This is a genomic window from Flavitalea plasmicola (assembly GCF_030546645.1).
In the GTDB taxonomy this organism is placed as follows: Bacteria; Bacteroidota; Bacteroidia; order Chitinophagales; family Chitinophagaceae; genus Puia.
This window is the reverse complement of the sequence record NZ_JAUOTO010000004.1, coordinates 69,718-92,562: the sequence shown is the minus strand read 5'-3', so window position 1 is coordinate 92,562 and position 22,845 is coordinate 69,718. Positions and strand designations below refer to the sequence as shown.

Annotated in this window: 16 protein-coding genes; 5 read left to right on the top strand and 11 right to left on the bottom strand. The window is 52.3% G+C overall.

The window, feature by feature from the left end; translation table 11 throughout:
• Positions 1–36 precede the first annotated feature (36 nt).
• The 8 genes from Q4E93_RS14735 to Q4E93_RS14700 form a co-directional block, all read right to left on the bottom strand.
• The gene (locus Q4E93_RS14735) at positions 37–3,756 is read right to left on the bottom strand and encodes a BamA/TamA family outer membrane protein (RefSeq protein WP_303586425.1); all 3,720 of its coding nucleotides are present in this window, start codon (positions 3,754–3,756) and stop codon (positions 37–39) included.
• 1 nt (position 3,757) lies between these two features.
• Positions 3,758–4,621 carry an SdiA-regulated domain-containing protein gene (locus tag Q4E93_RS14730; protein WP_303586423.1) on the bottom strand — a complete coding sequence of 288 codons (864 nt, stop codon included), beginning with the start codon at positions 4,619–4,621 and terminating at the stop codon, positions 3,758–3,760.
• 10 nt (positions 4,622–4,631) lie between these two features.
• Positions 4,632–6,983: a GAF domain-containing protein gene (locus Q4E93_RS14725; RefSeq protein ID WP_303586421.1), complete on the bottom strand. Its 2,352-nt coding sequence runs from the start codon at positions 6,981–6,983 to the stop codon at positions 4,632–4,634.
• A 14-nt stretch (positions 6,984–6,997) separates the two neighbouring features.
• Positions 6,998–8,230: a Pycsar system effector family protein gene (locus tag Q4E93_RS14720; RefSeq protein WP_303586419.1), complete on the bottom strand. Its 1,233-nt coding sequence runs from the start codon at positions 8,228–8,230 to the stop codon at positions 6,998–7,000.
• Between the two features lie 34 nt (positions 8,231–8,264).
• The gene (locus Q4E93_RS14715) at positions 8,265–9,332 is read right to left on the bottom strand and encodes an EamA family transporter (RefSeq protein ID WP_303586418.1); all 1,068 of its coding nucleotides are present in this window, start codon (positions 9,330–9,332) and stop codon (positions 8,265–8,267) included.
• A 4-nt stretch (positions 9,333–9,336) separates the two neighbouring features.
• On the bottom strand, positions 9,337–9,810 hold the full coding sequence (locus tag Q4E93_RS14710) for an Lrp/AsnC family transcriptional regulator (RefSeq protein ID WP_303586416.1): 474 nt from the start codon (positions 9,808–9,810) through the stop codon (positions 9,337–9,339).
• A gap of 66 nt (positions 9,811–9,876) precedes the next feature.
• On the bottom strand, positions 9,877–11,649 hold the full coding sequence (locus tag Q4E93_RS14705; RefSeq protein WP_303586414.1) for a tetratricopeptide repeat protein: 1,773 nt from the start codon (positions 11,647–11,649) through the stop codon (positions 9,877–9,879).
• A 133-nt stretch (positions 11,650–11,782) separates the two neighbouring features.
• Entirely contained in the window at positions 11,783–12,001 is a 219-nt protein-coding gene (locus Q4E93_RS14700) for a helix-turn-helix transcriptional regulator (protein ID WP_303586412.1), read from the bottom strand.
• An 814-nt stretch (positions 12,002–12,815) separates the two neighbouring features.
• Between Q4E93_RS14700 and Q4E93_RS14695 the strand changes: the two genes are divergently transcribed.
• The 5 genes from Q4E93_RS14695 (at position 12,816) to Q4E93_RS14675 (ending at position 19,332) form a co-directional block, all read left to right on the top strand.
• Positions 12,816–14,570: a ribulokinase gene (locus Q4E93_RS14695; protein ID WP_303586410.1), complete on the top strand. Its 1,755-nt coding sequence runs from the start codon at positions 12,816–12,818 to the stop codon at positions 14,568–14,570.
• 6 nt (positions 14,571–14,576) lie between these two features.
• Complete coding sequence (locus Q4E93_RS14690) at positions 14,577–15,275, top strand: L-ribulose-5-phosphate 4-epimerase (protein WP_303586408.1); 699 nt, start codon at positions 14,577–14,579, stop codon at positions 15,273–15,275.
• 30 nt (positions 15,276–15,305) lie between these two features.
• Positions 15,306–16,802 carry an L-arabinose isomerase gene (gene araA, locus Q4E93_RS14685; RefSeq protein WP_303586406.1) on the top strand — a complete coding sequence of 499 codons (1,497 nt, stop codon included), beginning with the start codon at positions 15,306–15,308 and terminating at the stop codon, positions 16,800–16,802.
• Between the two features lie 28 nt (positions 16,803–16,830).
• A complete protein-coding gene (locus tag Q4E93_RS14680; RefSeq protein WP_303586405.1) occupies positions 16,831–18,537 on the top strand; it encodes a sodium:solute symporter family transporter in 1,707 nt (568 codons plus the stop codon).
• A gap of 78 nt (positions 18,538–18,615) precedes the next feature.
• Positions 18,616–19,332, top strand: coding sequence for an NUDIX hydrolase (locus Q4E93_RS14675; protein WP_317505165.1), 717 nt, complete (start codon positions 18,616–18,618; stop codon positions 19,330–19,332).
• Between the two features lie 277 nt (positions 19,333–19,609).
• Here the strand turns inward: Q4E93_RS14675 and Q4E93_RS14670 are convergent, their stop codons facing one another.
• Genes Q4E93_RS14670 through Q4E93_RS14660 form a run of 3 tightly spaced genes read right to left on the bottom strand, consistent with a single transcriptional unit; the run spans position 19,610 to position 22,820 of the window.
• Entirely contained in the window at positions 19,610–20,974 is a 1,365-nt protein-coding gene (locus Q4E93_RS14670; RefSeq protein ID WP_303586403.1) for an aldehyde dehydrogenase family protein, read from the bottom strand.
• Entirely contained in the window at positions 20,971–21,672 is a 702-nt protein-coding gene (locus tag Q4E93_RS14665) for a gamma-glutamyl-gamma-aminobutyrate hydrolase family protein (protein ID WP_303586401.1), read from the bottom strand. The genes Q4E93_RS14670 and Q4E93_RS14665 overlap by 4 nt, the downstream gene beginning before the upstream one ends.
• Positions 21,669–22,820 (bottom strand): iron-containing alcohol dehydrogenase, encoded by a 1,152-nt coding sequence (locus Q4E93_RS14660; RefSeq protein ID WP_303586399.1) that lies wholly within the window; start codon positions 22,818–22,820, stop codon positions 21,669–21,671. Before Q4E93_RS14660 ends, Q4E93_RS14665 begins: the two co-directional genes overlap by 4 nt.
• Between the last annotated feature and the right edge of the window lie 25 nt (positions 22,821–22,845).

Sequence of the window (22,845 nt, the reverse complement as noted above, 5' to 3'; positions counted from 1 at the left end):
GTTCGCATATGATACAACACCGTCCGGTTGCATCACCTAATACTGCCACCCCAGCTTCACCAACACCACCCCTCCTTCAGTACCCTGTCCATAATTGGCCGACAATACAAATCGCTTCAAAGGACTTATCCAAAAACCTCCCCCATATCCATCATGCCACGAATCGTTCTTCTCCCCTTTCAACCAAACCCTTCCCACATCATTGAACAGCTGGAGCCCAAATGACCCCGGAAAAAGATAGGTACGAAACTCCGCCAGCTTTATCCGGAGATCGATATTGTGATAGAACGACTGATCCCCCGCAAAACGGAACTTTCGATAGCCTCTCAAATTCTCCGTCGCCCCCAGGAACTGCGCCTGGAAGAACTCAAAATTGCCGAACGTCTTCCCATACCCTACCCGCGTCGCGATCACCACATTAGCCCGGCTGTTAAAGCTCATATACAACGATACGTCGGAATTCAGCTGGGAGAAACGCCGGCTTGCATCCGTAAGCCCCCCGTAGCTGCCGAAATTCGTCTCCCAGTACATGCCCCGGCTGGGATTCACCTTGTTATTACGGTTATCTACCACCGCTGTCATCTTGCCGCCCACATAGGACTTCGAAGAATACAGGGTCGCCCGGTCCAGCCCGTTCAATTCAGTATGATTGATAAATCTGTCCGTATTCTCCACACTATCCAGCGTGACATATTCGAAAGCAGGCCCCGCCGCCAGCTGGAATACATTGCCAAACCGCTTGCGCACCTGCAGGTCCGCATCATATTGATTGAACCGCGCACGATAATAGCGGATCCCTTCCTTCTGGTTCTTATCATAGACAGTGCCATTGCCAAGCCCGAAGAAGTTGATCGTATTCTCCGGCGCCCTGGCAACAACATGCGCCAGAAGATCCGTCTTCCCAATCGCGTCGATGGCCTCGAAATTGTACTTAAAAACATACGCCTTCGTGGACAATGCATGGAGCAGGGAGAAATAATGCAGCTGCTTATAGGGATTCTTATGAAATCCCTGCATCGTATACCAGAACTGCGCACCCAGGAACAATCCGTCATCCGGATTATACCCCACATTGATAAACGGGGTGAGCACATTATACTTGAAACCCAGCTTATTCACCGCATTCACGGCAGGATCACTGGAAAGAAAGCGCTTGTAATGCCCATCCCCGCTGATCGTGTTCTTCTCCGTGCTGAGATCATAGATCTTCGTCTTCCCCGCCCCGGCGCCTGAGGCATTCTCGAAATGATCATCCCCGGGACCACCGATCTCACGTACGACGATACCACCTCCGCCATTGCCATGCACCCGGAACACATCGTCCCCTCCTAGACCATACAACCGCACCTCCTTTGTCTCACTCCCTGAGAACACCCGCTGAAACAATTTCTTGCTCGTATCTCCATCCTTGCTTATCTTGTATACAACCACCGACAACGTGCCGTCATCCCCGCGCGTAACATCGAACAGCTCCTTCTTATCGCTTCCATAAACACTCACCGTCTTTGCCAGGAACTTATAATAGCCCATCAACTCTCTCTCATAATATTTTCTCCGCGCCTTCAATTTGGCAATGATCGACTCCATTGAATAAGACTGCACCCCCAGAGGCTGCAGCTTCAACGCCCCCTCGATCATCGAATCCGTCATGACAGCCAGGCAAGCCTTCGCAGCATCCCGCCAATCCTTCTCCGTCAGCTCCGTCATATAGTTATGGTCGAAGTTGCGGGCATTGAAATTAAATGTATTGAAATTGCGGGCCTTCACCTTGAATCCCTGCAGCTGCGGCGCCACAAAGGCCGAGCCGGCTACCCAGGGCAATACGCCCTCATTCATAAAGAATGGTTGGTCGCGATCGCGGGGTACGGGCGAATAGGTCTTTCCTTTCCCATTATCCTCCGCCAGCCAGCGCCATTGATCCTCATGCCGGTCGAAATCCATGACAAACATATCCAGGCTCCGTGCCCGCAACACCGCCTTCTGATCGACCATATTGTCATTGTCCTCCCTGATCTTTTTCTCCAGGTCTTCCGTATTATAGGTCTTCTTCCCATTCCCCGGCTCCCGCTCCTCGATCAGACAAAATAAATTCGCAAAGTCGCTCCTGAATTTCCCCAGCCGTGGATCATCCGGCACATACACCAGTCGTGGACTGGCATGCGGTATCTGCAGGGCCTCCGCCATCGGCGGAATAGACAATGCCGCATAAGGATAAGATGCGGACACACCGTCCGTCACCAGGTCCTTTACAACGCCCGTTCCCTGAAGGGCCTGGGGCAACGCATCATCCTTGATATATTTCTGTACCCCCCGGAGCACATACTCCTTGCCGTCCGCATCCTTCAGCCGCAATGACCGCGTCTGCTTCCCACCGCCCCTTTGTAAAGGCTTCCATCCCGTCAGATCGAACACAGGCACCGTAACGGGCGCCGCCCATTCCTTCCGGTAATTGGCGCCCAGCCACAGCCGCTTCCCCGCTCCCGCCGCAAAACCTTTATACGCCGCCACCGTCATCGAATCAGGGAACTTCGCCACCGCTTCCGCCACCGTCTCATGCCCGGGCACAGAAGGTAATGCACCCGTATACAGCTCCACACATGTATCCAATCCAGAACCTTGGCTCCCAGCTCGTAAGTCATCGCTCGTAGCGCGCAGCTCACGGCTCACAGCTTGCAGCTTGTGGCTCGCAGCTTGCAGCCCAAAAAACCGCACAGCGCTTTTCCCGCTTTCCGTTACCTCGATGACGGCAAACCCAACTCCTTCATGCGCAAAAAGCGAATTTTTACCCTTCTTCACCCGCGTGTGCTCCGACCCCGCGCCACTCACGATATAAAAAGTGCTGTCATGTTCCAACAGCTGTAAAGTATGCTCATGCCCGGAGACATGAATGACATTCTTACGCCCCCTGATCACATCTTCCACGCTTTCAATGAGATCCTTATACCGGGGATTGCGGGTATCCTGCACATTGCCGAATACCCCCCTCGCCAGGGGATAGATAGACCCGATCACAGGCAAGGGAATGTATAGCCCCGGCTTACTGTCTGTCAGCGGAAAAATATGCTGCTTGATAGTATAATATCCCCCATGCACTCCATGCGTGTAGAATGCATGATGCATGGCTAGTACGATCAACTTATCCGGGTTAGAGCTGACGATATCCTTGAGGGCCGTTATGACACTCTTTGGATCCTTGAATGCACAGTCGGACAATCCTCCCGGTCGCTCGTTCTCCTCTTCCAGCCACCACTGGCTATCCATACACACCAACACCATCTTATCCCCTACCGTTACCTCCACAGGCCCCGGACAACCATTCTCCGGTAACATGGACACATTGGAAAGCCCCAAACCATTTATATAGTCAGACTCATGCCGCTCCTGCTCCAAACCTCCGGTCCTTCCCCTCATCCAGTCATGATTGCCCGGAACAAAATATGCCCTCGCCTGCTTACCAGCCACCACCGACACCTGGTAATCCAATACTTTTTTAGCTTCCTCATAACCCTTTTCGCCCGGGGCCGGCATCCCCAGCGGATAAGCATTGTCCCCCAGGTAGATCAATACATTGCTGCTGTCGTTCCAATCCACATGCGCCTTTAACCAATCGCATACAGGATGCCGTCCGCCTGTAAGCGCTCCTCCATCCCCCACCAGGTACATCCGCTGGATAACCTTGTCGCCTTGTGCGTGCACAGCAGTGCCCACAACCAGCGCCGTTACCAGCGGGCTAATGATCCGTACAATCTTTCTCATATTATCTAGGTTGGTTATATTTGAACAACAGCACGTTCGCATTGCCATCGACCCCCTCGTTGGAAATATACATATTCCCCTTGCTGTCAAAAGCCAGCCCCTCCGGCTGCTTGAATAAGGAGGGCTTCAGGGAATAGGCCGTTTTCATTTTCCATTGATCATCCAGCACCAGCAGTATCTTGTTGACAGAAGACAGGATATACCATTCATGGGTAATGGGATGACGCGCAAGCGCCGAAGGTCGGAACTTCCCCTTCCGTTGTTCCTTGGATAGATTGATAGTCGACACGTCCACCGTAAAATGCTCCGTAACACCAAAAGAGCCGTCCCGCTGTTGACGTAGCTTATAGCCCGACACCCCATCACGCTGGTCGTCCTGCTTGCAGTTCTTGCATAAAGCATACAGCGTACTGTCGGACGTTCCGTAGAGGCCCTCATATTCCCCTTCCGGCAACACATTGAGAAACTCATTTACTTCTTTCCCTTGCAGCTTCTCCCCTCCCCGCACATCCCCCGCCGCAAAAACATACAGCGAACCATCGCTCCGCAGCACGACAAAGGTGCGACCATTCACCACAGCCACATCTTCATAGTCGCCCCGCTTGCCAAACTTCACCTGCTCCGCCTTATCCCCTCCGGGCTTAAAATAAAAAAGACGCCCATCCTCATCCTCGATGGCATACAAAGAATCGTCCTTGCCCGGAAGAAAGACGATGCCCGAGATCTCATGCAGGTTCTCACCCATAACGAACTTCTCAGGGCTCTTCAGATCATAGCCGGGCGGCGATGCCACGGGGGCACCGCTATCACCACATGCCCACCCGGCCAGGACCATCAAAAATAAAAGGTTAATAATCTTCATCATAATATCTTGATCAATCCAAAGATACCCCGACCCTGAACGCCCTCAACCCACTGACACCCTGCAGCTCCTCCAGTTCCAGGTTCTCCAGGTCCCTATTCAACACGCCTTTCTCCTGCAAATATTTTACATACCCCAGGTACTCCTCAGCTTCTTTTTCGTTGAAATAGATCACGGCGATCTTGCCAGGCTGGGTCAGCCGCTCACTGCTGTCACGCAGATGCACCTTATCTACCCGCTTCTTCACTACCTGGTATCTTATATTATACCCCCCTTCCACATCAAACCTCCGTTCATCCTTGCGGAAACTGATATCGATGGGATTGGAATGCACAAAGATCAATTGCGTCGTCACCAGCTTCCCAGGCATCTGCGGTAACAATGCATGGGTCGCCGCGGCAATGGATGCCATCGAGCTCAACTGCCACAAACGTAAATTGCGCAAATAGATCTGGTCGAACACCTTGTCCGGCGCAATGGACTGCCCGATATAAATATCATATTCCACACCATCCGTCCTGAACTTCTCAAAATAAGATGGATACGTCTTCTGCAATTCCCCCATCGCCGACTCCAGCTGCCGGTTGATGGTCTTGTTGATCGTATGTATGGAAAGCTCCAGGTCACGCCGGGATTTGAAGGCAATGCCGGTCTCCTCATCGATGGCCTTCAGATACGGCTCGATTATAGCTGCCGTATCCGGCCTGCTTTCCGAGAAATGGGTAAAAAAGACATCCACTTTCTCTTTTAGAAAACTATTCAGCTCCATCTCCTCTGCCGTTGTCAGCATGCCCGATATAGCCTGTTGCCACTTCCTGCACTGAAAGATCAGCTCCTCCAGCAACCCCATGCCCGATTGCTTCTGCAGATTCGTCAACGTGAAGATCAATATTTCAAACTGCGCCTCCAGGTCTTTCCGCAAAGCATTGTTCCGCTCCACCGTGGAATTACGGATATCGATAGCACCGTACAAAGGGAATACATTCTCGAAATAGATGGTTTCGATCACCGGACGCTGCTCCCCCCACTGCTGCTCTCGCAGATAATGCCAGGCGGCCTCGTTGAACTTCCATTCCACAGCAGGCTGGATAGAAGTAAAGTTCTCTTTGACGACGGTCTTAATGCCCGCATCGAACTCGTCGATATTCTTTTGCAGCAGCTGCGCCAGCAAAGGCAGGACGATATCCAGCTTATAGAGCAAAGAATGGTCCAGCGTCCCTTCCTGACGGGAAGACACTTCCAATACCCCCGCAAGCTGGTCATTATACCAGACAGGCAGCATCGCATAGGCCTTTACCCCATTGCGCCGCAGCGTCTTTAAAAAAAAGGCGCTGTTTTCGTTGGAGTCCGTGATATTCTCGTAGAAGATAAGCTTCGGATCACGATAATACTTTTCCACCATCGACAGGTAAGTTTCTTCCGCTTCATTCTCCTGAAGAGCCGCCTCTGCCAATACGCTATGACAGCATATTTCTCCGGAAAACACCGGCTTGCCGTTGATTTTCAGGAATGGCACCAGGCCGAAATCCACGGAATCCTTCCCCGCCAGCGTCCGTAAGCTCCGGATCGCAAGGTCATAATGCGTATGCCCGTCACAGCAATCCGGCTTCAGGATAGTGTTCTTGATCGACTCCACCACATAATCTGTTGTAATGTCCGTCACCGTGATGGCGGCAAATCCCTCAAATCGGAACATGGTCAGCGGAATGGTCCTCAGGAGAAATTCGATGGCCGTTCCCTCATGTAAATGCCGTTCTACTGCTTCCAGGTCCAGCTTCGGCAGGGGCTCTTTGGGAATGACATCCACAAAACGCGTGTCTATATTCAGGCGGTAATAGTTCGATACACCCGTAGACTCGTCCGTAAATGAATGGATGATGGAGGCGGCAGGGAAATAAGCCTGGAAATTATACAGCCGTTTGATGAGGAACGAATACGTGAACTCCAGGTTGATGCCCTTCCTCTTCTCATTATTCTTATTGATCAGCGAAGCCCTCGGCTCCCCTGTCAGCGGGTCCCGCAATAAATTATAGAAGGGATCGGTTCCGTAAAATATAACAGGACGCATCGGTACGCTCAATGCCCAAAGATTATCCCGCTCATCCTCGATGGCAGGGAAAAGGGCGGAATAGATCAGCTCCATCAGATCCTCATACCCTCCCATCTCTTCCGCCGTGACAGTATCCTTGCCAGCCAGCCGGTGCTCGAAATGACTGATGACAAACTCCAGATACTTCAGCTTCATCGTCTTTTCATGCATCTTCCTGTCCTTCAGAAAAGCGATGAATCTCCGGAAAGAGAGATGGGAATCTAAAAGGTCTCCCCCCTCCAGCCTCTCAGCTATGTTAAGTACAAAGTTCTGCATTTTAAAAAATTCTACTATTTGGACGGGTAGGCTAGGGCGGCAATCATGAACGCGAGCACGGAAATGATCAGTCCGTACATGAAAACATTGTAGGACAGTCTCAACCAGCGGTACTTGTTGCCCAGAGCGATCCCCTGGAAATAGACATCCCGGATCAGACTCCCATAAAGAAAGTCGCGGTCATCCATCATCTGCAACATACCCCCGGCATACTCCTGCAGGCTCATCTTGTAAAAATTGCCGAAAAAAAGCAAATTTACTTTCTTTTCGTCAAGGTCCTGCTTGCTAAAAGTGCCGGGCGGTATATGGGGCCGGGTCGCCAGTATGGAAAATATGATAGTAACGAGATTAACGGTCAATAGGATAGTGGCCGGGATCGCCAGGTTAGTATGATCCTCGATCTTGCGTAGTAATAAACTTAATAACACGGAAATAATAATAGAGTTCACCTGGATCATGATATGCGCCTTGCTATCAGCCTGACTGCTTAGACGCTGGTTATTATTGGAAGTGATCCGGAAGACGGTATCAATCCCCCTCCCGGGATCCTTTTTACCCTTTTTCTTTTCCGGCTTCAGCCCCTCCTGCTCATCCTCACCCCCCTCCACATGCTGGCGCAGCAACGCAGTAATAGCATTCGTCGACGCCGGCACCCCCTCTTTTTCCCGTAGCTTATCCAGGTTCTCCTGCTTCTGCTCATTCAGCAGGAGACGACAGTAATCCGTATTGTACTTGTGTACCTCCAGCAGCCGGATAGTGCTCCGCCGCCATTCGTCCTTGCTGATCTTCTTGCCCTTAAAAGCCTCCATCTCTTTACGCATCAGCTTATTCCGCTCCGCAAAACGGTCCGTTCCCAGGTGAAAAAGATCCGCATCGCAGACAATGTCTTCCAGCAGGTTGGTGGGCTTCTGCGGTATCTGTGTCGCCAGGATACAGCCCCTTACTGACTGCATAGCCCCGGCATCCACACCCGTGCCCGTGAGAAAAGCCACCGCCATCTCCGCCCCCCTCTCCTCATGACCCGGCGCTCCACCCTTGAAATACCCCGTATCATGAAACCACGCAGCCACATTTACAATAAAAAAATCCCTTTCCGACAACTGATAATGCTGACCGATCATCCGGGCAGCTTCCACCACTTGTTCCGTATGGATACGGTCATGATAAACGATCCTTTCGTCGACGTGCGAGTCAAAAAAATTAAGTACATACTGTTGTGCCTGCGCCAGAATAATATTGTAATCCATACCCGCGTAATTTACGGCTTTCTATGGATTTTTTTCAGCGGGCCGGCGCCTTTGGGACATTTATGACAATAGAATTGCGCCTTTCGTCAACAGATTTATCACTCGATGTCTTTGCGACGCCCGTGACACCGTGCGAGGCCCGGTATTTGGCCAGGTTGATCAGTAATACACTGATAAGTATGATGGCCAGCCCCAGCAGCTGGATAGGAGACATTTTTTCACCTGCAAAAAAGACACCCAGCAAAACTGCCACCACCGGGTTAACATATGCATGGGTGCTCACCTGCGTGGCAGACCGCACCTGCAGCAGCCAGGTAAAAGCAGTGTACCCCGCCAGTGACCCCATGATCACCAGGTAAACGACAGCCAGCCATGAAGACATCGTCACTTCCTGCCAGTGGAAATGGGACAATTCCCCACTGCCCCAGCTGGCCGGAATGAACGCCACCCCGGCCGCAAACATCTGCCAGCCCGCAGTCACGGAATTGGGATTGCCGGCAGCACGGTATTTAGAGTATAAAGAACCGGCCGCCCAACATATTGAACTAACTACTAATACCCCCAGCGCGATCACCTGCCAATGCCCCGCCGCATTCCTGACGGCCCCTCCATCCCCACTCGCAGCTTGTAGCTTGTAGCTTGTAGCTGCAAACAGCCGCTCCCCGAACAATAAGATCACCCCCGCAAATCCCACCAGCAGCCCGATGATCGTTGCCCTGCTCCGGAAATTTTCCCTCCATTTGCTCCGGTCCAGCAACACGAACCAGATAGGACCTCCCGCCAGTAAGATCGCCGCCAGCGAGCTCGCCAGATATTGCTCACTCCAGATCAATCCGCCATTCCCCAGGAACAACAACAACAGCCCGCTGACAATGGCAGGACGCATATACTTCCAGGAGAAGATCTGCTGCTTCGTAACCACACACCACAACAACATCAGGGCCCCTGATATCAGAAAACGCATACACCCCATTAACATCGGCGGTATATGCTCGACAGCCATGCGGATAAAGAAATAGGTTGAACCCCATACGATATAAAGGATCGCAAAGGCGACAACTACCTGGACGGTAGAGACAGGTCTGTTGGATGAGGAAGGCATAACACTATTTTTTAGACATCGGGATCAGTAATTTCTGTTCTTCTTTCACAGTCTCAAGTACGATAGTAGTTTTCGTGGACTGGATCGTTGGTATGCGGGCAAACTCATTACGCATCAGCGCGATCAGGCAGGCCGCATCGGCCACGCGCACCTTCACAAGAAAACAATCGTCGCCGGCAATATTGTGCACCTCCTGCACTTCCGGTATCCTGGCCAGCGCAGCACCCGTAGTGCTGCAACCCATGCCATCATTCGTCTTGATGTAAATAAAGGCCAGCAACTTCTGCTCCAATGCCGCAGGATCGATAGAAGTCGTGTAATGACGGATCACTTTCCGCTGCTCCAGCTTTTTTACCCGTTCTAATACAGCCGAAGGCGCCATGTCCAGCTTCTTCGCCATATCCACATTGGAAATACGTGCATTCTCCTGCATGAGCTGGAGGATATGCATGTCGGTATTATCCAAAACGAATTCCATAATTATTTTTGGCAAATATACCGATTTTCAGAATAAAATACAGAGATCCTACCGGAATCAAGAATTTTATTCGACAGCAGTGGAGGGAACTTCTTTTTTTAGTTTAAATAAGGCCTTCCCAGGTACGAACTTCCGGCGGGTATTCAGATAGTGTATCACTTTATGTTCCAGCCAATGATGCAAAGGCAGCAGACCGGCAGCCAGGAAGATCTTGATCAACAGGATTTTCCAGGGCTCCCCATGCGTCCACTCATGTATCTGCTTGTCAGCCAATAGAATAATGAATTCAAACAAAAAGATAAAAGAGAAAAACCCCAGCGCCCTGATCGTCCGCGGCGACACCATGAAAAATCCCAGCATCACCAGTACTATGAATAATGTGACGATCCCCGCCGTAAAACCCATATACTGGATATTGTGCCTCCGATGAACCCGCTCCTCTTCCTCCCTGGCCAGCCGCTCATGACGCTTATTGTCATTATCCACTTCCAGCTTGAGCAGATCGGCTTCCTTCGCCAGGTTCCGCAGACTATCTTTATATTGATTGTAAGCCACGTTATAGGAATAGGCAGTCCTGAAATCCCCCGCCTTCCCATATAAAGTATCCAGGTTCTTTGCGGTGGTCTCCAGCAGATATATATCTTTTACATCTTCCCCAATCGCCTTTGACTTCAGGTAATACGTTATTGCCGTCTTGTAGTCCCCCTTGCTCTTATAGAAATCCCCAAATTGCCTGTAGAAATCATATTTACCGAATGGATTGGCCTTCTGCTCGATCTCCGGCTCCGCCCGCTTGAAGTAATAATAGGCGGAGTCGTATTTACCCAGCAGCGAATAAATGCTGCCATACCCCTCATCCAGGAAAAACCCAATGCCCGTACGGATAAACCAATCTTTTATTTCCGGGTGATCGTTGAGATACGCCATCCCTTTCAGCGTCTCATCATTATTGAAATACATATTGGCAATATCCAGGTAAGGATTGAGCTTATAGGAAATATAATGCAGTGAATCCGCCAGCGCAATGGATTTTTCATACAGGGACAATGCCAGGTCAGATTGCTTCTTCCGTACGAAGATCTTGCCCGTATTATTATAATCGTCCAGCAGCGCATATTTATTTCCCGCCTTCCGGTCGATGGCCATGACCTTCATCTCATAATCGATCGCCTTGTCATATTCCTCGATCGCGACATAAAAATCGGCCAGCGCATGATAGGCCAGCGCCAACAAAGGATCCCTGCCCGACAACTCTGCCACATTCAATGCATCCAGGTGATGACGGAATGCCAGCAGCTTTTCATTCCTGTAACGGTAAGTATACCCCATCGAGTTATAAGCGGTAACTTTCAGCGAGTCATTGCCGGAGGTGCTCGCCACCGAAAGCGCCAGGTTGTTGTAGTTCAGGGCCTGCCCGTAATCACCCGATCCCCGGGCCACCCGCGCCATCCCCACATAGGCAAAGCCAAGCTCATCCTCCAGGTCGCTATCACGGGCAACCTTTTCGGCTTGCTGGAAACAATCCATCGCAATTGCCATGTTGTTCGCAACACCCGGCTTGTTCAGCAGCCGGAAACCCGCTTTTAGCCAGGTCGTCGCTATCAGCTTCCGGTCCCGGCTCAGCTCGGCCACCTCCATGGCCTGATCTCCATAGCTTTTCGACAGCTTTTCATCCACCCCGCCATAATAGGCAGCCAGCGCCGCCAGCGCATTTGCTTTGCTGGCATCCGTATGGGAGATAGATAGATCTTTCCTCAGGCTGTCCGCCAGAAAATCTTTCTGAGCGGTTGTAACATAGACAATTAGCAACAGCAGCCCGCAGGCCAGGCATTTTCTCATAGCGACATGCTCTTTTGCCTAAAAATACTCCAAAACGATGAGATAAAGACGCAGCAAAACATGTGAAAAAACCACATGCCATCGTCAGTGGAAAATCATTGACAATTAGAAAAAATCATCCTTATAAGACAATTCACTTAGATTCCTTAGTAGGGATCAGTAGCTCCCGGATATCCACATCCAGGGCCAATGCCATTTCCCTCAGAAGCTTTAAAGTAGGCTGGAATTCATTGTTACAGATCCTTGTAACACTATTGGGGGCTATACCCACCCTGGTCGCAAGCTCTTTATGCGACATGTCTTTTTCAGCGAGGACTGCTTTAATTCTGTTTATTTTGATCTTTTGTTCCATTTGTTCCATTTCTCCAGCGGTTTGAGGGGTAAAGCCAATTTAGGTTATTTCTGGCATAACTAACAAGCTCCATCGAAGATAAACTTCTAGGAATCAATATCTTCTAAATTAATCAAATACGTTACGCATATTTTTTAATCAGTATAATGTATCATAAAATGATTTTTACGTATCTTCTCATATCCTAAAAATTTGGTCGCGGCCTTGGTATTTTAATTTACATAATATGATGAGGGTCACGGCCGATGGCCCCCGACAAAATAGTCACCGGCGATTTACCCCCGCGGCTTACTAACAACCACAGAAGTGAACCGGACAATCTTAACCGACCAGAAATAAATAACAAGGAAAAAGGTTCGCAGGCGCAATGCCGCCGGCGCTCAATGGCAAGGTCATCATTAAATTAAAGATAAGGAACGCTCGATCAGCGAAGAACCCTCACACCGTCGGAGAATAGATAGTGCGAGGTCATGCCGAAGTTAAGGAAATTATGCCGTCTTGGCAATCACTTTCTGAAAAATCACGTCTACCCCTTTCCGGCAAAAAACAACATGGTTCATCACCCTGAATAAATACTTCGGCTACCCAATAAGGTTATACTTCCCCCGCTCGCAGATCAGCTGCTCCCAAATTCATTGAACAACAGCTCCCAAATTCATTGAACAACAGCTCCCAAATTCATTCAACGACAGCCGCCAAATTCCATGGAACAACCACTCCCAAAAGCCCTCCGCCACACCGCCCTCCCTGGTTTTTAACCCCGTTGATCCCTGGCAAAAAATATATTTTTAAAAACAAAAAAATAAATGTTATTTTGACAGGAATTATCCATCCGGTCAGCAAGTCATTAGACGCAAAACCCCGGAGAACCCTGGATGATCGCCATATGGAAAAAGACCAGTTTGTCATAGGAGTGGACTACGGTACGGATTCCGTCAGGTCCATCATCGTCAACACCAACAACGGCCAGGAAATAGCGTCCTCCGTATTCTATTATCCCCGCTGGAAAGAAGGCCTTTATTGTAATCCCGGTGAGAATCAGTTCAGACAGCATCCCAAAGATTACATCGAAGGGCTGGAGTCTACCATCCTCGACTGCCTCAGACAGGCAGGTCCCGCGGCAGCCGCCGGCATAAAAGCCATCTCCGTGGATACCACCGGCTCCACTCCCGTAGCCGTGGATGAAACAGGCACCCCCCTGGGATTGCTCCCCGGCTTCGAAGACAACCCCAACGCCCTGTTCGTCCTGTGGAAAGACCACACTTCCGTAAAAGAAGCCGCGGCCATTAATGCCCACGCAAAAAACTTTCCGGTCAATTACTTGCAGTTCGTCGGAGGAATATACTCTTCCGAATGGTTCTGGGCCAAATTGCTACATATATTAAAAGAAGACACTGCTGTAAGGAAAGCCTGCTACTCCTGGGTAGAGCATTGCGACTGGATACCCTTCCTGCTCACAGGTGGCAGGAAAGTATCCGACATGCGCCGGGGTGTTTGTTCTGCCGGGCATAAAGCACTATGGGCGGAAGCGTTTGGCGGCCTGCCGCCCGACGAGTTCTTCAGCTCCCTCGATCCCCTGCTGAAAGGCTTCACCGCCCGCCTCTTCACCCGTACCTATACCTCCGATCAGGCCGCCGGCCGCCTTTCCGCCGAATGGGCACAACGCCTGGGACTGCCGGAAAGTGTTATCATCGGCGTCGGTGCCTTCGATGCCCATATGGGCGCAGTAGGCGGTCAGATCGAACCTTACCACCTGAGCAAGGTCATGGGTACGTCCACCTGCGATATGCTGGTTGCCCCCGCCCACGAAGTAGAAGGTCGGCTGGTAAAAGGCATCTGCGGCCAGGTGCCCGGCTCGGTGATCCCCGGCATGATGGGCCTGGAAGCAGGCCAGTCGGCTTTCGGCGACGCCTATGCCTGGTTCAGGAACATTCTATCATGGCCCCTGCAGCAGTTACTGTCACAGTCCAGCCTCATATCCGTGGAAACAGCCCGCGCGCTGGCTGCAGAGACGACCGACAGGATCATACCCGAACTGAGCCGCCAGGCGGCCGCCATTCCCCTCTCCTCCCAGACGGAACTGGCCCTCGACTGGTTCAACGGCCGTAGGACGCCCGATGCCAGTCAGCTGCTAAAAGGCGCCATCACAGGTCTGAGCCTGGGCAGCGACGCCCCCCGGATCTTCCGCGCTATCGTCGAATCCACCTGCTTCGGAGCCAAAGCCATCGTTGACCGGTTCAACGAGGAAGGCGTCCCCGTAAAAGGTTTGATTGGTATGGGTGGCGTAGCCAGGAAATCTCCCTTCATCATGCAGATGATGGCCGACATCATGGACATGCCCATCCGCATCCACCGCAGCGAACAGACCTGCGCGCTCGGAGCCGCCATGTTCGCCGCTACCGCCGCCGGTGTCTATGACAAAGTAGAGGACGCCATGAACGCCATGGGACAGGGCTTCGACGCGGAATACCACCCCGACCCGGCCAAAGCGCCCGTCTATGCCGAACGTTTCCGGAGGTATCGGCAGCTGGGACAATTCATAGAAGAAAATACTACCACGTCACATTAATACACCATGAGCAAGTATAAAGACATACAGGAGGCCGCCTACGAAGCCAATATGCAATTGCCTAAGCTGGGCCTGGTGCTCTTCACTTTCGGCAACGTCAGCGCAGCCGACAGGGACCTGGGCGTTTTTGCCATCAAGCCCAGCGGTGTCCCTTATGAAGACCTGTCCCCGGAAAAAATGGTCATCGTTGACTTCGAGGGCAAGACCGTGAAAGGCAAGCTCCGCCCCTCTTCCGATACCCTCACCCACGCCGTGCTCTACAAACACTGGGAAAAGATCGGGGGCATCGTCCACACGCATTCCACCTACGCCACCGCCTGGGCCCACTCGCAGAGAGATATTCCCATCTTCGGCACGACCCACGCGGACCACTGCACGGTGGACATCCCCTGCGCGCCCCCCATGGACGATGCGATGATAGAAGGCGACTACGAATACCAGACTGGCTTCCAGATCATGAACGCCCTGCAGGCGAAAGGGCTCAGCTACGAAGAGATTGAAATGATCCTGGTTGGCAACCACGCCCCCTTCTCCTGGGGAAAGACGCCGGCAAAGGCCGTGTACAACAGCGCCGTGCTGGAAACCATCGCACAGATGGCCTACCTGACTGAGCAGATCAGGTCCGACACACCCCGGCTGAAAGACTCCCTGATAAAAAAACATTTCCTGCGCAAGCACGGCCCCAACTCCTATTACGGACAATAAATACATCATAAACTATAACATACCCCCAATATGGATCTGAAAAAATTTGAAGTCTGGTTCGTCACAGGCAGCCAGCATTTGTATGGTGAAGAAACGTTGAAACAGGTGGCAGAACACTCAAAGACCATTGCCAAAGCCCTGGACAGCGCTCCTCAGATACCCGTGAAGATCGTGTTCAAGCCCACGGTAAAGACACCCGATGAGATCTACAACATCTGCATGGAAGCCAATTCATCGAAAGATTGCATCGGCATCATCGCATGGATGCATACCTTCTCTCCCGCCAAAATGTGGATAGGCGGCCTCAAAGCCCTGCAAAAACCCCTCGTCCACCTGCACACCCAGTTCAACAGGGACATCCCCTGGAGCGATATCGATATGGATTTTATGAACCTCAACCAGAGCGCCCATGGCGATCGCGAGTTCGGCTTCATCATGACCAGGATGCGCCTCAACAGGAAAGTGATCACCGGCCACTGGCAGGATAACGAGGTCATCGAAAGCCTCAACGCCTGGGCCCGCTCGGCCGCCGGATGGCATGACTGGCAAGGCGCCCGCTTCGTACGCTTCGGCGACAACATGCGCCAGGTAGCCGTCACGGAAGGCGATAAGGTCGAGGCCGAACTGAAGTTCGGCTACTCGGTCAATACCTACGGAATAGGCGACCTCGTAAAGGTCATCGGAGAGGTCTCCGACGCCTCCATCGATCGGCTGGTAAAAGAATATGACGAAAGCTATACCCTGGCCGATTCCCTCCGGAAAGGAAAAGCACAACACGCCTCCCTGCGTGAAGCAGCCCGCATCGAGCTGGGCCTCCGCGCCTTCCTGGAGAACGGCGGCTTCAAAGGCTTTACCGACACCTTCGAAGACCTCCACGGCATGACCCAGCTTCCCGGCATCGCCGCCCAACGCCTGATGGGCAGCGGCTACGGATTCGCGGGAGAAGGCGACTGGAAGACTTCCGCCCTCGTGCGGGCCATGAAAGTAATGGGCCATGGATTGCCCGGTGGCAACTCCTTCATGGAAGATTACACCTATCACTTCAATCCGGACAACAACCTCGTTTTAGGCGCCCATATGCTGGAGATCTGCGAATCCATCGCAGAAGGCAAACCCTCCTGTGAGATCCACCCCCTGGGCATCGGCGGTAAAGCCGATCCCGTCCGCCTGGTATTCAACTCCCCCGGCGGACCCGCCATCAACGCTTCCATCATCGATATGGGCAACCGCTTCCGAATGCTCGTGAATGAAGTAATAGCCGTACCCCCTATCCAGGGCCTCCCAAAGCTCCCCGTAGCACGCGTCCTCTGGAAACCCTACCCCGATATGAAAACGGGATGCACGGCATGGATCCTCGCAGGCGGCGCACACCACACCTGCTACAGCCAAAACCTGACGGCCGAACACCTCCAGGATTTCGCAGACATGGCAGGCATCGAATTCGCGCTCATCGGAAAGAAGACAGACCTCTACCAATTCCGCAACGAGCTCCGCTGGAACGAAGCTTACTATCAGATCAACAGATAATTAAACATCACCTAACAATTGCTCCCATATGAATAAGAACCTCGTATTTGCGGATTATGTCGTCTTTGCGATCTATTTCGTCATCGTCGCCTCCTATGGCTACTGGATCTATCAGCGGAAGAAGAAGGCAGTCACCGATACAAAGGACTTCTTCCTGGCGGAAGGCTCCCTGACCTGGTGGGCCATCGGCGCCTCCCTGATCGCATCGAACATCTCCGCAGAGCAGTTCATTGGCATGAGTGGCGAAGGCTTCTTCGCCGGCATCGCCGTGGCGGCCTACGAATGGATCGCAGCCCTCGCCCTCATCATCATCGCCGTATGGTTCATACCCGTATATCTGAAGAATAAGATATACACCATGCCCCAGTTCCTGAAGACCCGCTACAACGAGACGGTAGCCATCATCATGGCCATCTTCTGGTTACTGCTCTATGTCTTCGTGAACCTCACTTCCATCCTTTACCTGGGCGCCATCGCCATCAACGGTCTGGTCGGCGGCGAAAATATCCACGCCATCATGATCGGCCTGGCCATCTTCTCGCTCCTCATCACCCTGGGCGGCATGAAGGTCATCGGCTTCACCGATGTCATACAGGTGGGCGTGCTCATCATCGGAGGCCTGGCCACCACCTACCTCGCCCTCACCGTGGTATCCGAAAGCTTCGGCCTGGGCAGCAGCGCACTGGAAGGCTTTAAAGCGCTCATGAGAGACGCGCCGGAACACTTCAAAATGATCTTTCATAAGCCCGGCCCCAATACCTCCCAGCTGGAAATAGATAAATACCTCGTGCTGCCCGGCATTGCCATGTACGCAGCCGGTCAGTGGATCGTTAACCTCAACTATTGGGGATGCAACCAATACATCACCCAACGGGCCCTTGGAGCCAACCTCAAGACAGCCCGCACTGGCATCCTCTTCGCCGGCTTCCTCAAACTGTTGATGCCGGTGATCGTCATGCTTCCGGGCATCGCCGCCTTCGTACTCTATAAAAATGGCCACCTTCACCTGGAGGACGGCCGGAAAGACTACGCCTACTCAGCCGTCCTGGGCTTCCTTCCCAACGGCCTGAAAGGCCTGTCCATCGCAGCCCTGACAGCCGCCATCGTCTCCTCCCTCGCCGGAAAGGTCAACAGCATCTCCACCATCTTTACCCTGGATATCTATAAGAAATACTTCAACAAAGAGGCGGGCGAGCAGAAAATGGTATGGACAGGGCGGATCACCGTCGTCACCGCCATGATCATCGCCATCCTTTTCACCTGGAAAGACCTCCTGGGCATCGGCGGAAAAGGCGGATTCACCTTCATCCAGCAATACACCGGCTTCATCAGCCCCGGGGTATTCGCCATGTTCATCCTCGGCATGTTCTGGAAAAGGACCACCGGCGCCGCCGCCATCGCGGGACTGATCACCGGCTTCGTACTATGCGTCTTCTTCAATCAGTTCGCCCCACAGGTCATCGGACATGAAACTTTGCTGTACACCGCATTCCCCACGCAGGAAGAGGTCAACGGCGCTCTGACCACCGTCTGGAAGATCCCCTTCCTCATCTGTATGGGCCTGGCCTTCCTCTTCACCATGCTGGTCATGATCGTCATCAGCCTCGGCGGACCTAAGGTCAACCCCAAAGCCTTCGAGCTGGATAAAACCATGTTCAAAGTCCAGCCCTCGACCCTGGTATTGATCATTATTACCCTTGTCATCCTGATGGCCCTGTACGTAAAGTTCTGGTAAGGGAAATGAATATCCCGCACCCGCTCAAACCAAAATGTATTAAATTGGCGATTAATTAATCATTAACCCAAGGCCACTATGACTCAAATGAATCGTTATCCCGGAGAAAGTCGCGTGCTGGTCGCGGTGGACTGCATCATTTTCGGATTTGATGGGAATGACATAAAATTAATGCTGGTCCAGAGAGGGCTGAAACCCGAAAAAGGTAAATGGAGCCTTATGGGCGGATTTCTCCAACCCCAGGAAAGCCTTGACCAGGCAGCCAACCGCATCCTGAAAAAGCTCACGGGCCTGGAAGGCGTGTATATGGAACAGCTCCACACCTTTGGAGACCCCCTCCGCGACCCCGTCGAACGCACCCTCAGCGTAGCTTATTTCGCATTGATCGATATTCATCAATATGAGAAACAGCTCAGCGCCGACTACCACGCTGAATGGTTCCTCCTGAAAAAAACCCCCGAGCTGATCTTCGATCACAAGAAAATGATGGAAATGGCCAAAAAAGAGCTCCGCTATAAGGCAGCCCTCCACCCCATCCTCTTCGAACTCCTGCCGGCAAAATTCACTATACCCCAGCTCCAGATCCTCTACGAAGGCATCTATGATACCACTTTCGACAACCGCAATTTCAGCCGGAAAGTATTGTCTACTGAATTGCTGATCAAGCAAAAAGAGAAGGACAAGGCCAATTCCAAAAAAGGCGCCTTCTACTACAAGCTGGACAAACGGAAGTACAAAGCCAACTTCCAGGCTTTCCTGAACTTCATTCCCAACCCCGATAAACTGCTGCTCTGACCTTTTTACGCCATGGTTTGTGTAAATTTTACGCGCCCCGGCACAGCACAGGATGGCTGCAAATCGTGATTTTGCTCAGTTAAACATGAAATAATGTCTTGAATGACTTGGTAAATTCAGCAAGAATGGTAATTTTGACGTTTAACGAACCTCTCCTACAATTTACTCCTATATATTTAGTTTTGAATGGTCACAAAAGTCGTGACGCGAGGGCAATTTCTATTGCCCTCTCCTTTTTTCAAAAGCACTAATTAAGTAAGGATTAAACCGCTCCACCCTACCCCCTTATATGATACGCCTTCGGCTGCACAAACGCCCGTATCCCCTGGTACGACAACGTACTCCCCAACCCGGAATGTTTACGCCCTGACCACGGCAACCCGGCACTGACCCGGTCGCAGCAATTCCAATACACCGTGCCGGTATTCAACTGCTTCATCACCTGCTCTGCCCGCTCAAAACTACGCGAATACACAGCCGCCGTCAACCCATACTCCGTGTCCGCCATCAACCCCACCGCTTCTGCGTCATCCTTCACTTTCTGTATCCCCACCACAGGTCCAAACGACTCATCCATCATTAGTTTCATCCCATGATGCACATCCACCACCACGGCGGGCGCTATAAAATATCCCTTCCTGTCGATCCGCTGTCCCCCATACAACAGCTTGCCCCCCTTTCCCACCGCATCTTCCACCTGCCCAAGCAGGAACTCCAGCTGCGCCGGCCTGCTCAATGGCCCTATCTCAGTTGCAGGATCCAACGGATCGCCTATCACCATCTTCTTCAACTGCTGCACATACGAAGAAACAAACGCATCATACACCCCCTCCTGCACATAGATCCTCTCCACCGCGCAACAGCTCTGCCCATTATTGTACACAACCCCCTCTAATGCCGCCGCCGCCACTTTATCTACATCTTCCACATCATCCATCACATACAGCGGATCCTTCCCTCCCAGCTCCAACTGGCAAGGCACCAGCCTGGAAGCGACCTTTTCAGCGATGTGACGCCCCGTGCGATAGCTGCCGGTAAAAAAATATCCATCCAAAGGCTGTTGCAATAGCCACTCCCCTGCCATCCCCTTTCCGATCACCGCCTGGAATACATTTTCGGGTACTCCGCTCCGGTATAAAAGCCGCTGGATATGAAGCCCCGTCAACGTGGAATATTCAGAGGGCTTATATAATACGCCGTTCCCGCCAATGAGAGCAGGAATAAACACATTCACCCCCACCAGGTATGGATAGTTCCAGGCCGAAATATTGGCTATCACGCCCAACGGCTCGTAGACGATCTTCTCCCGCGTGGCTCCGGCTGCCGTCACCCACTCCTCCGCAAGCCACCGGGCCGAATGGTCCAGGAACCACTGGATACGGCTCCGCGCTCCATTCAGCTCATTATAGGATTGCTGCAGTGGCTTGCCCGTCTCTGCCGTCAACGTAGCCGCCAGGACGTCCTTCTCAACGTCCAGCGCTTCATAAAAACGCGCTATCACATCTATTCTTGCAGACACGGACAGCGCCGCCCAGGCCGCTTGCCCGGCACGAACCTTCCGGTACTTCTCCTGCACCGATGCCTCCGTATCTTCCCCTATTTCCTGTATGATCTCCTCCGTTGCCGGATTAATAATGGTCATGATCTTGTAATTGATTTTTTAATTTCTTCGATGAACCTATCCCGGATAGCGGCATACAAGCTGCGATCCCTGAACCCTCGTACATACATACGTTCTGGATGCCATTGCACAGCCAGCATAAAAGGTCGCCCTTCCCGCGACGACCACTCCACCCCTTCGATAACACCATCGGCTGCATGACAATTAGCCCGCAACCCTTTTCCCAGTCTGTCGATCGCCTGGTGATGCGCACTGTTGATCCACCCGCCCACTCCTGAGATCTCATACAGCAGGCTCCCCCTCTCGATCAGGACACCATGCTCCTTGTCCACCGGTCTGTTCTGGTGGATCTCGTCCCCCTGCACGCCCAGGTCCTGCACCAGCGTACCGCCACAGCAAACATTGATCAGTTGAAGCCCCCGGCAAACCCCCAATACAGGCTTGCCTTCCGCCCAGGCCCGCTCCAATGCCGCTTTTTCAAACGCGTCCCGTTCCTGCTTCCATCCCGCAACAGGCGCCTCATCGTACGAAAGCCCCCCGCCATAAAGTGAAGGATGAATATCCACGCCTCCTGACAGCACCAGCGCATCATATTCGGCAATATCTCCTCCTTCCGCGGACAACCTCACCACAGTAATATCCTCCTCGCCCTGATGAAGCCACCGCGCGTAATTCTCATGCTTCTCCGGGGTGCCCGTATATGTCAACCCTATCCTCATAATGCCTCCATATATAATTTTTTGAAATCCTCCCGGCTCACCGGCTTCGGATTGTTAGGATGACAAAAATCCGCAAAAGCCAGGTCGGCCAATGTCTCGATATGCTCCTGCTTCAATCCCACGTCCCTTAGCCTGACGGGCAGTCCCAGCTCCTTGTTCAGCGCGAAAAGCTGCTCCACCACCCCCTCCCCGGACTCATCCCGAAGCTCCATGGTGCGGGCGATCTGCCGGAACTTATCCTCGGATCCCGCCACATTGAACCGCATGCCGTAAGGTAAATTCACTGCATTGGCCAATCCGTGGTGCGTATCCAGCAAAGAGGATAATGGATGCGCCAGCGAATGCACTACGCCCAACCCCTTTTGAAAAGCAACAGCGCCCATCAATGAAGCGATCATCATATTGCTCCTGGATTCCAGGTCCGGCTTATGAGTGGCAGCCACAATAGAACGCGTGATCAGAGAAACGCCCTGCAGCGCAATCCCTTCGCACATGGGATGCCACATCTTCGCGATATAGGCCTCCAGGTTATGCGTCAACGCATCCATGCCGGTAGCAGCCGTAACGAAAGCCGGCAGGTCCATCGTCAGCAGTGGGTCTGCATATACGATCTTCGCCAATAGCTTGGGCGAGAAAAGTATCCGCTTACGATGCGTATCATCCTCCGAAATGATGGCGCTGCGCCCCACTTCGCTGCCGGTGCCGCTGGTAGTAGGCACCGTGATAAAATAGGGTACTTCCTCTGTTACATACTGATCCCCACCGATGAGATCGTCATAATCGAAGAGGTCACGGTGATGATGGATCCGCAAGGCGATAGCCCTGGCAACATCCATGGCCGCTCCGCCGCCGATGCCGATGATGCAATCCCGGTCTGTCCCCTTATAAGCCGCTCCGCCCTTCTCGACATCCGACTTCACCGGGTTCTTATGAATATCTGAAAAGACCTCCGCAGGGAGCCCTTTGGCGCCTAACCCGGCAACGATCGCCTTGAAAAATTCCAAACCCGCTACCAATGGGTCTGTCACCAGCAAAGGCCGCTTCAGCCCCTGCGAAACCAAATGCTCAGGCAGCTCTTTGATCACCCCCGCTCCAAATCGGATGGTGGTTGGAAAATTGTATTGCCTGACAATATTAAAATCTGTCATAAGAAAATATCTTTTGATGTAGATG

Bases quoted from the DNA above. Each gene is read 5' to 3' on its own strand.
- Q4E93_RS14705 (WP_303586414.1), bottom strand. From the start codon at position 11,649: ATGAGAAAATGCCTGGCCTGCGGGCTGCTGTTGCTAATTGTCTATGTT.
- Q4E93_RS14725 (WP_303586421.1), bottom strand. From the start codon at position 6,983: ATGCAGAACTTTGTACTTAACATAGCTGAGAGGCTGGAGGGGGGAGAC.
- Q4E93_RS14715 (WP_303586418.1), bottom strand. From the start codon at position 9,332: ATGCCTTCCTCATCCAACAGACCTGTCTCTACCGTCCAGGTAGTTGTC.
- Q4E93_RS14670 (WP_303586403.1), bottom strand. From the start codon at position 20,974: ATGACCATTATTAATCCGGCAACGGAGGAGATCATACAGGAAATAGGG.
- Q4E93_RS14675 (WP_317505165.1), top strand. From the start codon at position 18,616: ATGACTCAAATGAATCGTTATCCCGGAGAAAGTCGCGTGCTGGTCGCG.
- Q4E93_RS14680 (WP_303586405.1), top strand. From the start codon at position 16,831: ATGAATAAGAACCTCGTATTTGCGGATTATGTCGTCTTTGCGATCTAT.
- Q4E93_RS14660 (WP_303586399.1), bottom strand. From the start codon at position 22,820: ATGACAGATTTTAATATTGTCAGGCAATACAATTTTCCAACCACCATC.
- Q4E93_RS14730 (WP_303586423.1), bottom strand. From the start codon at position 4,621: ATGATGAAGATTATTAACCTTTTATTTTTGATGGTCCTGGCCGGGTGG.
- Q4E93_RS14735 (WP_303586425.1), bottom strand. From the start codon at position 3,756: ATGAGAAAGATTGTACGGATCATTAGCCCGCTGGTAACGGCGCTGGTT.
- araA (WP_303586406.1), top strand. From the start codon at position 15,306: ATGGATCTGAAAAAATTTGAAGTCTGGTTCGTCACAGGCAGCCAGCAT.
- Q4E93_RS14665 (WP_303586401.1), bottom strand. From the start codon at position 21,672: ATGAGGATAGGGTTGACATATACGGGCACCCCGGAGAAGCATGAGAAT.
- Q4E93_RS14710 (WP_303586416.1), bottom strand. From the start codon at position 9,810: ATGGAATTCGTTTTGGATAATACCGACATGCATATCCTCCAGCTCATG.
- Q4E93_RS14690 (WP_303586408.1), top strand. From the start codon at position 14,577: ATGAGCAAGTATAAAGACATACAGGAGGCCGCCTACGAAGCCAATATG.
- Q4E93_RS14720 (WP_303586419.1), bottom strand. From the start codon at position 8,230: ATGGATTACAATATTATTCTGGCGCAGGCACAACAGTATGTACTTAAT.
- Q4E93_RS14700 (WP_303586412.1), bottom strand. From the start codon at position 12,001: ATGGAACAAAAGATCAAAATAAACAGAATTAAAGCAGTCCTCGCTGAA.